The organism is Pseudomonas sp. FBCC-B545, assembly GCF_059134095.1.
This window is the reverse complement of record NZ_CP101441.1, coordinates 1,825,781-1,840,290: the sequence shown is the minus strand read 5'-3', so window position 1 is coordinate 1,840,290 and position 14,510 is coordinate 1,825,781. Positions and strand designations below refer to the sequence as shown.

Here is a 14,510-nt window from a genome sequence, read left to right as displayed (position 1 = left end):
CGCACCCTCCCGTTATTTAACCGCTAGCGCTATTACTGAAGCAGCTTCAGAACAGACGATGGCAGTTGGTTGGCCTGGGACAGGATCGCAGTGGAAGCCTGTTGCAGGGTTTGTTGCTTGGTCAGCTCAGCGGCTTCAGAAGCGAAGTCAGCGTCTTCTACGCGGCCTTTGGCAGCGGAGGAGTTCTGCGAAATGCTCTGCAGGTTGGCCACGGTGCTGGCGAAGCGGTTTTGTACGGCACCCAGCTGCGAACGCTGGCTGTCGATCTGCTGCATGGCGTCGTCCAGAGCCTGGATGGCCTGCTGGGAAGAAGCGGCAGACAGGATGTTCAGGTCGGAAACGCTGGTTTCCAGGGTCACTGCAGCGGTAGTACCTGCGCTCAGACCAAGCTTGGTAAGACCTGTGCCTGCGCTACCATCGGCGATGACGATATTCTTGTCAGCGAATAGAGCGAGAGTACCATCAGTATTTTTGGAAGCCGTCACGCCAGTGCTAGCGCTGTTGATCGACGAAACGATTGCGTCCGAGGTGTCACCTTTTTTGAATTTGACTTCAACGCCATTCAAGCTGACCGAGGTGTCCGCGTCCAGCTTCGCTTGCGAGGTGCCGGAAGACAGTCCCAACTGAGACAGGGCGCCGCTAGTTTTATTGGAAAGAACTACGTCTTTACCATCTTTGGAGGTAACTTCAACACGGCCATTAGTGATTTTGGCGTCCGCAATCCCGGCAACTGCCTTGATTTTAGTCAGGATATCGCTGACCTTTTCAGTAGCCAACATCGGTACGTCTTGACCATTGACCTTGATCGTCCCTGCGGCCACCAGGGTGTCCTCAGGCTTGGTAACTGCAGCGGTTAAGCCAACATCGGCAGCGCCCGCACCGGCAATCGTCAAGTCCGCGTTCGCCGACTTAATAGTTAACTTGTTACCGGCATCAACAGTAGCGGTGACACCGGAGATACCTGCATCGTTGATTGCTTTCGCAGCGTCTGCACCGGTAGCACCAGTGGCCAAGTTGATTGTCGAGCCATTGATGGTAAAGGTTGAAGCGGCAGTCAACGGGGTTACTGCGGTACCGGTCACGCCTGCACTCAGAGGAGCGCCTGTGGAGGTTGCAGTAAGGCCAGCCATTGCAGCACCGTTCGCTTTGGCTTCGCTGTAGTTACCCTTCAGCGCAGTCGAGCTGATGTCGGTCATACCGAACGAGATAGTCTCGTTGGCGTTTGCGCCAATCTGGAACGCTACGTTGTTGAACGAGCCGTCCAGCAGGTTACGACCACCGAAGGTAGTGGTGCTGGCGATACGGTTCAGCTCGCCCACTTTAGCGGTGAATTCCTGCTGCAGGGAAACACGGTCAGCGTCGCTTTTATCACCGTTGGCCGCTTGCAGGGCGAGTTCACGCAGACGCTGCAGGGTGTTGGTGGATTCTTGCATTGCGCCTTCAGCGGTCTGGGCAATCGAAACACCGTTGTTGGCGTTGGCGATGGCAACGTTCAGGCCTTTGACCTGGTTGTTCAGACGGTTGGCGATCTGCATGCCGGCAGCGTCGTCTTTGGCGCTGTTGATTTTCAGGCCGGAGGACAGACGGTTCATCGACTGGCTCAGGGCGTCGGAAGCTTTGTTCAGGTTCTTCTGGACACCCAGGGAGGTGATGTTGGTGTTTACTGATAATGCCATGACGAAATCCTCGTTGGTTGGATACTGCGGCTTCCGGCCCTGGCGACCGCCGGGTGTGGCCTAGAGAACCTACGTAATAGTTATCGTCGTGGTAGCCGGTTGCTTGAGGACTTTTTTGATTTTTTTTAGTAGCCCTGTGCCAGCCCTTGTACTTCAAGGGCTTAGACCGGCACAAAACCCCGGTTTCATTGGGTTTTCTGGCGCCAATAAAAAAACGCCGATGTTCGAAGGATCATCGGCGTTTTTTATGCAGCGGCTAAAACATCATGGGCGATAGAGAATCGCCGAGCCCCAGGACAGGCCCACACCAAAGCCGCTGATGGCCACACGCTTCCAGGTGGCGTCCATCACGTGCTTTTCCAGCAGCAGCGGAATGCTCGACGACACGGTGTTACCGGTCTCGACCATGTCCTTGATGAACTTGTCCACCGGCGCTTCTTCAAAGCGGCGTGCTACGGCATCGACGATGGCCGCACTGCCCTGGTGGATACAGAAGGCGTCGATATCATCGGCCTTGAGGTCCGACTCGGCGAGCAGCTCGTGCAGGTGCGCCGGCACCTTGAGCAGGGCGAAGTTGAACACCTGGCGGCCATTCATGAAGAACACGCCGTCGCTGACCTTCAGGTGCGGGGCGCCGGAGCCGTCGGTGCCGAACTTGGATTTGCCCAGCAACCAGGGTGCATCTTCGCCCATCCAGGTGGCGGTGGCGGCATCGCCGAACAGCATGGTGGTGTTGCGGTCTTCGGGGTCGACGATCTTCGAATAGGGGTCGGCGGTGATCAGCAGGCCGTTTTTCAGGCCGGCGGCTTCCATGAAGCCCTTCATCGCATAAATGCCATAGACGTAGCCGGAACAGCCCAGGGAGATATCGAAGGCTGCCACGTGGGTAGGCAGACCCAGTTTGTCCTGGACGATGGCTGCGGTGTGAGGCAAGCCCTCTTCATCGCCGTTCTGGGTGACGACGATCAGCGCGTCGATAGACTCGCGCTTCAACGCCGGGTTGTTGGCAAATAAAGCGTTGACCGCTTCGACACACAGGTCGGACGTCTCCTGTGCCGCTTCCTTGCGCGGCAGGAACGCCGAACCGATCTTGCCGATGATGAACTCTTCATCCTTGGCGAATTTGGCACCCTGGGCGTAGTTATCGATCCCGTCTGCCGGCACGTAACTGGCGATGCTTTTTATGCCAATCATTATGGCTTCCCAATACTAAATAGCTGGAGAACACCCCTCGGGCTACGCCGGGAGTGCTGACAATAAAGGGGATAACCCCATGAAAATCTCGCTGAAAGCCACCGCGCAAGGACCCTGCGACGACTTATCCTTTTCACACGATACAGTGAAGATGCGCTTTATGACTCACAGGTCACTCAATTTTGTGTGCTTTGTGCAAAACCTTTCAACAATTAAACCCCATAAACGACAACGGCCCGCCCTGTTTCCAGAGTGGGCCGCTTGACCAAACGCCATTTACATCTTGTTGAACAGGCTCAACTGCGAGATTTTCACAAAGGCCAGCTGCGAGGCCTGCAGCATGGTCTGCTGCAAGCTCAGGTTGATGGCGGCTTCGGCGAAGTCGACGTTGCCCAAGGCGCTCATGGTGGTGCTATTGGCCAGGTCCAGGCTGACGTTTTCTTTGGACTGAATGTCCAGGCCATTGAGGCGCGCGCCCAGGGAGCCACGCGCCTGGTCGATCTGACCGTAGGCATTGGTCAGATTGCCGATGGACTTGGCCACCACGTCCTTGAGCTCCTTCTGCGCCGCCGGATTGCCGTCTGACGGCGTTTCCAGGATTTTGCGCAAATGGCTCAGGGTGTCGAGGACGTTTTCGTTCTTGTTGCTGGTGGCGCCGATCGAAAATTGGTCGCCGGCGGCTGGAGCCGGTGCGGTGGTGACATCGAAGGTCACCCCTGCCGCCGTGATCGAGGTTGCACCGGCCGCCTGGGTACCGCTGGCGATGGATTGGCTGTCTGCCGTATAAGGCTGCGCGTACAGGTCATAGGCGCCGGCCGCACCGAACTTGACGATGACACCGGAGTTGGGAAAGGTGCTGGCGTAGGCCGCCGGATCGCTCACCGTGCCGCCACTCAGTTGTGCCGTGGACGGATTGCTCGGGGTGCGCGATACGCTGAAGGTGTCCGGCTTGACCGAGAGGCTGAACTCCCGATCCTTGACAATGGCGTCCGCTGGCGCGCCGGGCAGTATGTCCTTGCCCAGCGCGTCCTTGCCCAGATTCAAGCCAATGTCGAACTTGACCCCACGCAGCTTGATACTCGATCCGCCTTCCTTGGTGGCATCGAAGGTGCCATTGCCCGGAATCTCCGAGGTAATGTCCTTGCCAGCATTGTCGGTTACTACATATTGGGTGCTGCTGGTGAACGTCAGCTTATACGGCTGGCCATCCGAAAAGCTGCTGTTGTAGTTGGAGTTAGCCGCAATCAGGCCGGCCGACACCGTGACCTTTCCATCGTCGACCGCTGGCGGCACGAGGATAGGTGCTGTTTGCGTACGGCCAGTGTTCGCCGAGCTTTCCAGCATGCTTTTGGCGGTATTGCCCATGGCTACCGACAGATTTTCCGCAACCTTCAAGCTCAACGGCGTGTCATCGCCCTGGTAGCTGTAGGTGCCGTCATTGTTACGCGAGTAAGGAGGCGTGTCGGTCTTGCTCCCGGAGAACATGTAATTACCACTGGCGTCCTTGGTATTGAGCAAGCCCAGGACCTGGTCTTCAATGGCGCCGATCTCCGCGGCGGTCGACTTACGGTCAGCATCACTGATACCGACGTTACCCGCTTTGAGCGCCAACTCACTGGCTCTCTGAATCGCGATATTGATATTGGCCAACACGTCGTCCTGGGTGGTCAACGAGTTTTTCAGGGTGTCGATGTTGCCATTGAACTGCCCCAGCATGTCTTTCTGCTGTTGCAGCATCAGCAAGCGCGCCGCCGCCACCGGATCATCCGCGGCGGTTTGCACACGCACGCCGGAGCTGGCCTGGTCCTGGGCCTTGACCACACTGGAATAGTTGCTCTGGTACTTGGCGGAACTGGTCTCGAAATACTGCTGTGTAGAAATACGCATCGTCCCAGCCTCCCTTAAAGAGCATTCATCAGTGTGGTGAAGGTTTCCTGCGCAGCCTTGATGATCTGCGACGACGCGGTGTAGTACTGCTGGAACTTGATCATGTCGCCGGCTTCATCATCCAGGTTGACCCCGGATACCGAGTTGCGCGCTTCCTTGTTGGCACTCAGCAAGGCGCCGGTGGCGGCGGTGTCGACTCCGGCCTGGCTGGCCTTGGCCCCCACTTGCGATACCAGTTTGCTGTTGGCCCCCACCAGGCTGGTGCCGCCGTTGCCATCGCCCATGCCGACGGTGGCCTTGGTTTGCAGGTTCAGCAGTTCCTGGGCGTTGCGGCCGTCGGACTTGCCGCCACTGTTGAAGGCGAAGGTGGTGCTGTCGCCTTCTGCCGGTGAGCCGTTGACGGTGGTGTCGAACTTGAAACTCTTGCCAGGGATCGCTGCACCGCTGGCGTCGCGCATCGGCACGTCCACGGTGATCTTGTTGCCCTGCCCCGGAATAATCGAGCCGGTGCTGATCGGGTTGCCCTTGGCATCGCTGATCGTGTAGGACTGCGTACCATCGGCGGCCGGTTTGGCAAAGACCATTTTCACCGGCATCGAGTTTTCAATACCGGCGCGCAGCTGTGCGGTGTCGGCGCCGCCATTAATATCCAGCGGTACTGTCAGGGACGGCTGGGTGAACGTGCCCGTGCCACTGTTGGTGTTGCTGCTGGTACCTGCCAACGGGCCGGCAAACGCCAGCTTGTTCGCATCGGTGAGCGCCACGCCAATCGCGCTGGCCCCGGTGGCAGTCGGGCTGACCTTGAAGCTGTCGCCATAGGCCATCGTGCCCTTGCCATCCAGCGCCAGGGTAAAGCCATCCATGGTCGGCGGCGGCGTGGCGGACATATCAAAGGTGCCCATGGCCTTGCCGTCCGAGCGCAGTACCGTGACCTTGTTGGGGTCGGTCTTGTCGTTGAAGCTCACGGTGTAGTCAAACGCGGACAACTTGCTGCTGTCCTTGATCGTTACATTCAGGTTGCTTGCCCCGGCACTGTTGCCCGCTGCCCCCTGGCTGCGCGACGCAATGGCGACGGCGCTGTTGATGTCTTTGAACAACGAAACGCCGAAGTCACCATTGAGGTCCAGGCCTTGGCCGAGTTGGTTGTTGATGGTGTCTGCGGTCGCTATGGCGATACGGCCCAGGTCGTTGATAGCCGGCATCAAGGCATCACTGCGATAACGCAACAGGCCGCCGATGCTGCCGCCACTGATCACGCCACCCAGGTCCATGGGGGTGCCGTTGTTGTCCAACTGAATGGTGTACTGGCTGTTATCGGTTTTGCTCGGCACTGCGGAAATCGTATTGGAGATCCCGCCTTCTACCAGGGACTGGCCGGTGCCGGTGGTCACGCTGAACTGGCCGTTCTTCTCGGTGGCCGTTACGCCGATCAATTCATTGAGCGAGCGTACCGCCTCGTTACGCGAGTCCAGCAGGTTGGCCGGCGCATTGCCCGACGCGCCTTGCACCTGGGTGATCTGCTTGTTGAGCGAGGCAATCGAGGCGGTCAATTGATTGACCTGCTCACTCATGCTGCTCAGTTGGTTGTTGATGGTCTCTTTCTGCTGGGTCAACTGCGTCGAAATCGAGTTGAAACGACTGCTCAGGGTCTGAGCGTTGGTCACCAGCAGCTGCCGCGCAGACAGATCATTGGGGTTGGACGCCGCGGTCTGCAGGGTGGCGAAGAACGAACTGAGCACCGAGGACAAACCGGTGGTCTTGTCCGACAACACTTTGTCGACGGCACCGACCTGATCCAGATACGCCTTGGCATCGTTGTTCAGGGCCGTGCTGTTCTGGTAGGCGGTGTCGAGGTATTCGTTGTACACCCGGCGCACGTCAGCCAGGGTGGTACCGGTGCCGATGAACACACCGCCGAACGGGTTCGACGCGTTGGTATTCTGCGTGGTCTGCTGCCGCGAGTACCCTGGGGTATTAACGTTGGCGATGTTATTACTCAAGACCGACAGCGATCCTTGAGCGGCGTTGAGCCCTGACATCCCGATACTGAGCAAACTCATGGTTCAGACCTTATAAATGTGTGGTTGCGCCAGCGGCAGCGTAGTTCTGGTAACTGTTCATATTTTTTGCGATCTGCGAAATCTTGCTGGCGTAAGCCGGGTCGGTTGCATAACCGGCTTTTTGCAACTCGCGTACAAACTGTTCCGGGTTATCGGCTGATTTCACAACTTCTTTATAGCGATCATGGCTTTGCAGCAGAGTCACAAGGTCGTGGAAGCTGTCCTGGTAGGAGCTGTAGGAACGGAACTGCGCCGTTTCCTTGACCATCGCGCCATCGCGAAACTCGCTGGTGATCGCCCGGGCCTGGCCGCCCTGCCAACTCTGGCCGGCCTTGATGCCGAACAGGTTGTGGCTGCTGCTGCCGTCCTCGGCGCGCATCACCGATTTGCCCCAGCCGGTTTCCAGCGCGGCCTGGGCCACCAGGTACTTGGGGTCGATACCAATACGCGCGGCGGCCGCCTTGGCCATCGGCAACATGGTGGCGACGAATTCGTCCTGGGAGCTGAAGGCTTTTTTCGCCGGCGCCAGCGGTGGCTGGGCAATGGCGCGGCCATAGACCTGCATCTTTCCGCTTGGCACGGCAAAGCTGCGGGCGGCGCTGCTGACTACATTGTCATCGGCGGCGCTGTTGCGCAGGGGCGCGCTTTTGGCTTCGGGGGCGACCGGGGCACTCGGCACGATGCCAGCCAGCAGACGGTCGGCCAGTTTGCTTGGCAAGGCGATACGGCGCTGGTTCATCAGCTCCATGTCGTTGGTGTGCGCACTGGTGCCCTCAGGAACCGCCACGCGATACGCCCACAAAGGCCGCTGGCCATTGGAGCGGCCCAGCGGCCCGTCGGCCTGGGTACCGGCGCCAATCTCGGTCGGCACATCGACTTTCTTCACCGGCACATCTGCGGCCGGACCTTGCAAGGTGGCGGCCTGGGCCTGCACCGGCTTGTTCTTCTGCATCTGGCGCATCAGCACGTCGGCCAGGCCGATACCGCCGCCCTCGCGGGACATCGAGACCGCCAGCTGCTGGTCGTACATTTCCTGATACTGCTTGGCCGCCGGGGTGTTCAGCGGGTTGTCCTTGCCCAAGGCGTCGGTGGCCGAGCGCATGGACTTGAGCATCTCGTTGAGGAACAGCGACTCGAACTCCTGCGCCACCTTGCGCATATTGCCGTCGCTGTTCTTGTCGGCGCCGACCTTGAGCTGGTTAAGTCGGTTCAAGTCGGAGTAAGACCCCGAGTCCGCCGTGCTGCTGATGCCGCTTTTGCGCATATCCATGGCCATGGCCTCAGATCACAATGAGGTCGGCTTGCAAGGCGCCGGCCTGTTTCAAAGCTTCAAGGATCGCCATCAAGTCGCCGGGCGCTGCGCCCACCTGGTTCACCGCGCGGACAATCTCGTCCAGGGTGGTGCCGGGGCCGAACTTGAACATCGGCTTGGCTTCTTGCTGGGCATTGACCCGCGAGCGCGGGACCACGGCGGTCTGGCCGTTGGACAGCGGCCCCGGCTGGCTGACAATCGGGTCTTCGGTGATGGTCACCGTCAGGCTGCCGTGGGTCACCGCTGCCGGCGAAACCTTGACGTTCTGGCCGATCACGATGGTACCGGTACGCGAGTTGATGATGACTTTTGCCACCGCCTGGCCCGGGTCGACCTCAAGATTTTCCAGGATCGACAGGTAGTCGACGCGCTGGCTGGGGTCCAATGGCGCGGTGACGCGCACCGAACCGCCATCGATGGCCTGGGCCACGCCAGGGCCGAGCATGTCATTGATCTTGTCGACCACGCGCTTGGCGGTGGTGAAGTCGGAGCGGTTAAGGTTCAGGGTCAGGCTGTTGCCCTGGTTGAACCCGCTCGGCACGGTGCGTTCAACCGTGGCGCCACCGGGAATGCGACCGGCCGACGGCACGTTGACGGTGATCTTCGAGCCGTCGCGGCCTTCAGCGTCAAACCCGCCCACCACCAGGTTGCCCTGGGCGATGGCGTAGACGTTGCCGTCGATACCTTTAAGCGGAGTCATCAGCAGGGTGCCGCCGCGCAGGCTTTTCGAGTTACCCATGGACGAAACCGTGATATCCACCACCTGGCCCGGCTTGGCGAACGCTGGCAGATCGGCACTGATCGACACGGCGGCAACGTTCTTCAACTGGACGTTGCCCGAGCCTGGCGGCACCTTGATGCCGAACTGCGAGAGCATGTTGTTGAAGGTCTGCAGGGTGAACGGCGTCTGGGTGGTCTGGTCACCCGTGCCGTTGAGCCCCACCACCAGGCCATAGCCGATCAACTGGTTGGAACGCACGCCGGAAATACTGGCGATGTCCTTCAGGCGTTCGGCCTGGGCCACAGCGCTTAAGGCCAGCAAGAGTGCCGTCGCCATCAGCTGTTTGAAGTTCAAAGTGGCCACCTAGAAAGGGAACAGCGGGCTAAGGAAGAACCGGTCGAACCAGCCCGGCTGACTGGCATCAGCAAACGAACCCGTACCCGAGTAGGTGATGCGTGCATCGGCAATGCGTGTCGAAGGCACCGTGTTGTCGGTGGAAATGTCATCGGCGCGGACCATCCCGGCAATGCGCACCAGCTCATCGCCGGTGTTAAGGGTCATCCACTTCTCACCGCGTATGGCAATGATGCCGTTGGGCAATACATCGGCCACGGTCACGGTGATCGAACCGGTCAGGCTGTTGCCCTGCCCTGCCGCACTCTTGCCGTTGGTGGAGCGGTCGCCGCTGTAGCCGGCATCCAGGCTCAGGTCACCGCCGCCCAGGGGGTTGTTGGTGCTGAGGCCACCCCCGAACAACGAGGTCAGGCCGATGCTCGCCTTGCTGTTCTTGCCGATCTGCGAGTTGGCGTTCTTGCTGGCCTGGGTCTTCTCGTTGAGGGTGATGGTGATGATGTCACCGACCCGAAACGCCTTGCGGTCGCTGTACAGGTTCTGTTCGAAACCGGCCTGGTAGATCGAGCCATTGTTGGCTGCCGCCGGCAATGGCGTGCGCGGCAACACCGGCGCGTAGTACGGGTCATTGGGCTTTGGCGTCGGGGCAACACACCCCGCGAGCACGGCGATCCCACTCAATGCCAAAACGGAAACATAGCGATTCATGACCCTTACCTCATGGTGTTGCAGGCGCCTTCAAGGGCGCCCCAGACTGGATTACAGATTCTGCGTAACGAACGAAAGCATCTGGTCGGCGGTGGAAATCACCTTGGAGTTCATCTCGTAGGCGCGCTGGGTGGTGATCATGTTGACCATCTCCTCAACGGTGCTGACGTTGGAGGTTTCCAGGGTGCTTTGCAGGGTGGTGCCGAAACCGTTCAGGCCAGGGGTGCCGATTTGCGGCGCGCCGCTGGAGGCGGTTTCCAGGAACAGGTTGTTGCCCATCGCCTGCAAGCCGGCCGGGTTGATGAAGTCAGCGGTTTGCAGGTTGCCGATCACTTGCGACGCCGGGTTGCCGGCCACGGTGATCGACACGGTGCCGTCGTTGCCCACGGTAAAGGTCTTGGCATCCGGCGGTACCACCACGGCAGGTTCCAGGGCGAAACCGTTGGCGGTGACGATCTGGCCATTGGAGTCCAGGTGGAAAGTACCGTCACGGGTATAGGAGGTGGTGCCATCCGGCTGCAGCACCTGGAAGAAGCCACGGCCGTTGATGGCCATGTCCAGGGGTTGTCCGGTTTGCTGCAGGTTACCGGCGCTGAAGTTTTTCTGGGTGCCGACGATCTGCACACCAGTACCCAGTTGCAGGCCCGACGGCAATTCGCTGTCCTGGGTCGACTGGGCACCTGGCTGCTTCTTGATCTGATAGAGCAGGTCCTGGAACTCGGCGCGATCACGTTTGAAACCCGTGGTCGAGACGTTTGCCAGGTTGTTGGAAATGGTGGTCAGGTTGGTGTCCTGGGCGGACAGGCCTGTCTTGGCAACCCATAGAGCCGGAAGCATGCTGTTCTCCTTCGTGCGCCTGTTTGTTGGCGCCGTGCGACGAAATAAATTAGGGGCTTAGCTCATCTGCATGACGCGAGTCATGGCCTGGTCGTCTTCTTTAGCGCTGTTCATCATCTTGATGTGCAGCTCGAACTGCTTGGAAAGCGCCAGCACTGCGGTCATTTCCTCTACCGCGTTGACGTTGCTCGCCTGCAGGAAGCCCGAGGTCAGGGTGACGTTGGCGTCGGCCTGGGCCGGCTGGCCATCCCTGGTGTGGATGGTGCCGTCCAGGCCCTTGGTCATGTTCTTAAGGTCGGGCTGGACCAACTTGATGCGGTCCACTTCCGCCATCACCCGTGGGCCTTCGCCCATGGCACGGATGCTGATGGTGCCGTCTGCACCCACTTCGATTTTCTGCTGGGGTGGCACGGCAATCGGGCCGCCGTTGCCCATGATCGGCATACCGTTGCCGGCACGCAGCACGCCCAGGGCATCCACATTCATGCTGGCGCTGCGCACGTAGGCTTCGCCGCCATCCGGGGTTTGCACGGCCATCCAGCCGTCGCCGCTGACGGCTACATCCAGGTCACGACCGGTTTCGATCATCGCCCCCGGAGAGAAATCAGTGGCCGGCCGCTCGGTCATGGCAAACGCCCGCGCCGGAAAGCTGTCACCGAACACCGGCATCGAACGCGCCTGCTCCAGGTCACGCTGGAAGCCGTTGGTGGAAATGTTCGCCAGATTGTTGGCATGGGCCTTCTGCGCCAGTGCGTTCTGACTGGCGCCGGTCATTGCCACATAAAGGTATTTGTCCACGCTCTATCCTCTTTCTGACGGACGCTTGCCGTCCACCGCTGTACTAATGAGGCTTAAGCAATTTGCGAACCAACTTTTAAAAAGAGGCTAAAGTCCAGGCGCGGCGGGGGTTTGCGGCGAAGCAGGATGATTTGAGGCTTGAGAGCGAGTCGAAAAAACGGCGGACTACTGCCGCCTGCGGCAATCACCGGCCTGGAAAACGACGAAGATCAAATGTGGGAGGGGGCTTGCTCCCGATGGCGGTGTGTCAGCCAGCTCACCTGTAGCTGACACACCGCCATCGGGAGCAAGCCCCCTCCCACATTTTTGACCGCATAGTGTCAGCGAATTATTTATCGGCCTTGAGGATTTCGTAGTCGCGCAGCTTATTGGCGATGGTGGTGTGCGACACGCCCAAGCGTTTGCCAAGCTGCCGGCTGCTGGAATACTCGGCATAAAGGCTTTCCAGCACGGCCTTCTCGAACCGTCCAACAATCTCCTCTAACCCGCCCTCCAGGGAAAAGTCGCCAAGAGGCTGGCGCACCCCGTAGTCCGGCAAGCGGATATGCTCGGCCTTGACCACCCCACCGTCGCACAGCGACACGGCCTGGAACAGCACGTTTTCCAGCTGTCTTACGTTGCCTGGCCAGTGGTAGTGACTCAAGCGATCCATCGCCGCGGGCGCAAGCTTGGGCAAAGGGCAGCCAATCTGTCGGCTGGCCTGGTCGAGGAAGTGCTCAACCAGTGGCACCAGGCCGTCAAGGCATTCGCGCAACGGCGGGATATGCAACGACAGCACATTGAGCCGGTGATAAAGATCCTGGCGAAACTCACCTCGGGCGCAGAGTTCCGACAAGTCCACCTGAGTGGCACAGATCACGCGCACATCCAGGTACACCTCTTCGTCACTGCCAACGCGGCGAAAGCAGCCGTCCTGCAGGAAGCGCAGCAACTTCACCTGCAGACGCGCACTCATTTCCCCCACCCCATCGAGAAACAAGGTGCCGCCCGCCGTCAATTCCAGCAGCCCGAGCTTGCCTTCCGCCCGCGCGCCTTCAAAAGCGCCGGGGCCGTAGCCGAACAGTTCGGTCTCGGCCATCGACTCGGGCAACCCTGCGCAGTTGAGCGCCATCAGCGGTGATTGCCCACGGGGGCTGGCCAAGTGGCAGGCACGGGCCAGCAACTCTTTACCGGTGCCGGTTTCACCTTCTATTAATAGAGGCGCATCCAGTGGCGCCATGCGCCGCGCTTCGCGGACCACCGCGGCCATGACCTTGGAGCTTTGGAAGATACTGTCGAAACCACGCAGCTCCTGCTTGCGCACGTTATAGATACGCTCACCGACGCGGTCGGCGCGATGCAAGGTGAGCACCGCGCCAGCCATGGCTTCGCTGTCATCGTGTTCGGAGGATTGCAGCGGCGCGATATCCGCCAGGAACACGTCCCCCTTGACCTTGACCCGCAGCCCATTGATGCGCGATTTGCTGGCGCGTACCAACTCCGGCAAGTCAAAATCCTCAGCGTAGCGCGACAACGGAATGCCCGGCACTTCGTCCACACGCACGCCGAGCAACTGCGCCGCCGCACGGTTGGCGGCCACGATGGAGCCGCCCATATCGATGGACAACACTGGAAACTCCAGGGCGCCGAGCAGCGCATTGAGTTCCATATGCCGCCGCTCGCTGGGCATCAGCCCCACTCGCTTGACGCCGAACACGCCGCCAATCGCTTCGAACTGCGGGCGTAGCGCCTGGAACTGCATATTCACCAGGTTCGGACAGAACAGGTAGATGGCATTGCCATGCTCGCCGCCGACCTCGCCCTTGGCGACGTTGACGCCGTACTCCACCAGCAGGTTGAGGATGTCCCGCAGGATGCCGATGCGGTTCTGGCAATGCACTTTGATACGCATGAAAAGGCTCGAAAAGTAGGTAGGCGCCGCGTCTTTTTGTCGCCGAGCGCAGATAGTCGTCAAGATTATGTGACAGAGCGTAGGCGTTTCCCAGCCCATAGCGCGGATAAGTCATCCATCCGTAACGAATACTTTACGAAAAACGGTAATTTTTCCTACATACCCAGGGGCAACTTAGATGGAATCCTGCGCCCACCGGGTTATCAATAGTGCATCGCAGGACATAACAAGAACGAATGCCTAGCAGGAGAGCCGTATGAAGCAGACGCACTACGTGGCCCGCGAGCCCGATGCGCAAGGTTTTATCCACTACCCGCCGGAAGAACACGCGGTGTGGAATACCCTGATCACTCGTCAACTCAAGGTGATCGAGGGTCGCGCCTGCCAGGAATACCTGGACGGCATCGACAAGCTGGGCCTGCCCCTGGATCGCATCCCCCAGTTGGGCGAAATCAACAAGGTGCTGGCCGAAACCACCGGCTGGCAAGTAGCCCGCGTGCCGGCGCTGATTCCCTTTCAGACCTTCTTCGAGCTCCTCGCCAGCAAGCAGTTTCCGGTGGCGACGTTCATTCGCACCCGCGAAGAATTGGACTACCTGCAAGAGCCGGATATTTTCCACGAGATCTTTGGCCACTGCCCTTTGCTGACCAACCCCTGGTTCGCCGAATTCACCCACACCTACGGCAAGCTCGGCCTGGCGGCGACCAAGGAGCAAAGGGTGTACCTGGCGCGCCTGTACTGGATGACCATCGAGTTTGGCCTGGTGGACACGCCCCAAGGGCGGCGCATCTACGGTGGCGGCATTCTGTCGTCGCCTAAAGAAAGCGTGTATTGCCTGTCGGACGAGCCCGAGCACCAAGCCTTCGACCCGCTGGAAGCGATGCGCACCCCATATCGCATCGACATCCTGCAACCGCTGTACTTCGTATTGCCCGAACTCAAGCGCCTGTTCGACGTGGCGCAGGAAGACATCATGGGCATGGTCGAGCGCGGTATGGAATTGGGGCTGCACGCACCGAAGTTCCCTCCCAAGCCCAAAGCGGCTTGAGCTGTGCCTTTTCAGGCCAGGTGAGTC

Annotated in this window: 11 protein-coding genes; 1 reads left to right on the top strand and 10 read right to left on the bottom strand. The window is 59.7% G+C overall.

What is annotated here, in order from left to right:
* Nucleotides 1-32: 32 nt before the first annotated feature.
* From NMB39_RS08570 to NMB39_RS08525, 10 genes are all read right to left on the bottom strand, one after another.
* Entirely contained in the window at nt 33-1,676 is a 1,644-nt protein-coding gene (locus tag NMB39_RS08570; RefSeq protein WP_094773727.1) for a flagellin N-terminal helical domain-containing protein, read from the bottom strand.
* A 264-nt stretch (nt 1,677-1,940) separates the two neighbouring features.
* Entirely contained in the window at nt 1,941-2,870 is a 930-nt protein-coding gene (locus NMB39_RS08565; protein ID WP_046071783.1) for a ketoacyl-ACP synthase III, read from the bottom strand.
* A gap of 276 nt (nt 2,871-3,146) precedes the next feature.
* Nucleotides 3,147-4,757 carry a flagellar hook-associated protein 3 gene (locus NMB39_RS08560; RefSeq protein WP_494339411.1) on the bottom strand — a complete coding sequence of 537 codons (1,611 nt, stop codon included), beginning with the start codon at nt 4,755-4,757 and terminating at the stop codon, nt 3,147-3,149.
* 14 nt (nt 4,758-4,771) lie between these two features.
* Complete coding sequence (gene flgK / locus NMB39_RS08555) at nt 4,772-6,817, bottom strand: flagellar hook-associated protein FlgK (protein ID WP_198719602.1); 2,046 nt, start codon at nt 6,815-6,817, stop codon at nt 4,772-4,774.
* Nucleotides 6,818-6,827: 10 nt separating this feature from the next.
* Nucleotides 6,828-8,093: a flagellar assembly peptidoglycan hydrolase FlgJ gene (gene flgJ, locus NMB39_RS08550; protein ID WP_494339412.1), complete on the bottom strand. Its 1,266-nt coding sequence runs from the start codon at nt 8,091-8,093 to the stop codon at nt 6,828-6,830.
* Between the two features lie 4 nt (nt 8,094-8,097).
* The gene (locus NMB39_RS08545) at nt 8,098-9,186 is read right to left on the bottom strand and encodes a flagellar basal body P-ring protein FlgI (protein WP_198719619.1); all 1,089 of its coding nucleotides are present in this window, start codon (nt 9,184-9,186) and stop codon (nt 8,098-8,100) included.
* Nucleotides 9,187-9,213: 27 nt separating this feature from the next.
* Nucleotides 9,214-9,909: a flagellar basal body L-ring protein FlgH gene (gene flgH / locus NMB39_RS08540; protein ID WP_057023041.1), complete on the bottom strand. Its 696-nt coding sequence runs from the start codon at nt 9,907-9,909 to the stop codon at nt 9,214-9,216.
* Nucleotides 9,910-9,960: 51 nt separating this feature from the next.
* On the bottom strand, nt 9,961-10,746 hold the full coding sequence (gene flgG / locus NMB39_RS08535) for a flagellar basal-body rod protein FlgG (protein WP_003192986.1): 786 nt from the start codon (nt 10,744-10,746) through the stop codon (nt 9,961-9,963).
* A 57-nt stretch (nt 10,747-10,803) separates the two neighbouring features.
* On the bottom strand, nt 10,804-11,544 hold the full coding sequence (locus NMB39_RS08530; protein WP_046071778.1) for a flagellar basal body rod protein FlgF: 741 nt from the start codon (nt 11,542-11,544) through the stop codon (nt 10,804-10,806).
* 328 nt (nt 11,545-11,872) lie between these two features.
* Nucleotides 11,873-13,435, bottom strand: coding sequence for a sigma-54-dependent transcriptional regulator (locus NMB39_RS08525; protein WP_198719601.1), 1,563 nt, complete (start codon nt 13,433-13,435; stop codon nt 11,873-11,875).
* 256 nt (nt 13,436-13,691) lie between these two features.
* Here NMB39_RS08525 and phhA point away from each other — a divergent pair, with 256 nt between their 5' ends.
* On the top strand, nt 13,692-14,483 hold the full coding sequence (phhA, locus tag NMB39_RS08520) for a phenylalanine 4-monooxygenase (RefSeq protein WP_043049667.1): 792 nt from the start codon (nt 13,692-13,694) through the stop codon (nt 14,481-14,483).
* The last annotated feature ends 27 nt before the right edge of the window (nt 14,484-14,510 follow it).

Bases quoted from the DNA above. Each gene is read 5' to 3' on its own strand.
- NMB39_RS08570 (WP_094773727.1), bottom strand. From the start codon at position 1,676: ATGGCATTATCAGTAAACACCAACATCACCTCCCTGGGTGTCCAGAAG.
- NMB39_RS08565 (WP_046071783.1), bottom strand. From the start codon at position 2,870: ATGATTGGCATAAAAAGCATCGCCAGTTACGTGCCGGCAGACGGGATC.
- NMB39_RS08560 (WP_494339411.1), bottom strand. From the start codon at position 4,757: ATGCGTATTTCTACACAGCAGTATTTCGAGACCAGTTCCGCCAAGTAC.
- flgK (WP_198719602.1), bottom strand. From the start codon at position 6,817: ATGAGTTTGCTCAGTATCGGGATGTCAGGGCTCAACGCCGCTCAAGGA.
- flgJ (WP_494339412.1), bottom strand. From the start codon at position 8,093: ATGGCCATGGATATGCGCAAAAGCGGCATCAGCAGCACGGCGGACTCG.
- NMB39_RS08545 (WP_198719619.1), bottom strand. From the start codon at position 9,186: ATGGCGACGGCACTCTTGCTGGCCTTAAGCGCTGTGGCCCAGGCCGAA.
- flgH (WP_057023041.1), bottom strand. From the start codon at position 9,909: ATGAATCGCTATGTTTCCGTTTTGGCATTGAGTGGGATCGCCGTGCTC.
- flgG (WP_003192986.1), bottom strand. From the start codon at position 10,746: ATGCTTCCGGCTCTATGGGTTGCCAAGACAGGCCTGTCCGCCCAGGAC.
- NMB39_RS08525 (WP_198719601.1), bottom strand. From the start codon at position 13,435: ATGCGTATCAAAGTGCATTGCCAGAACCGCATCGGCATCCTGCGGGAC.
- phhA (WP_043049667.1), top strand. From the start codon at position 13,692: ATGAAGCAGACGCACTACGTGGCCCGCGAGCCCGATGCGCAAGGTTTT.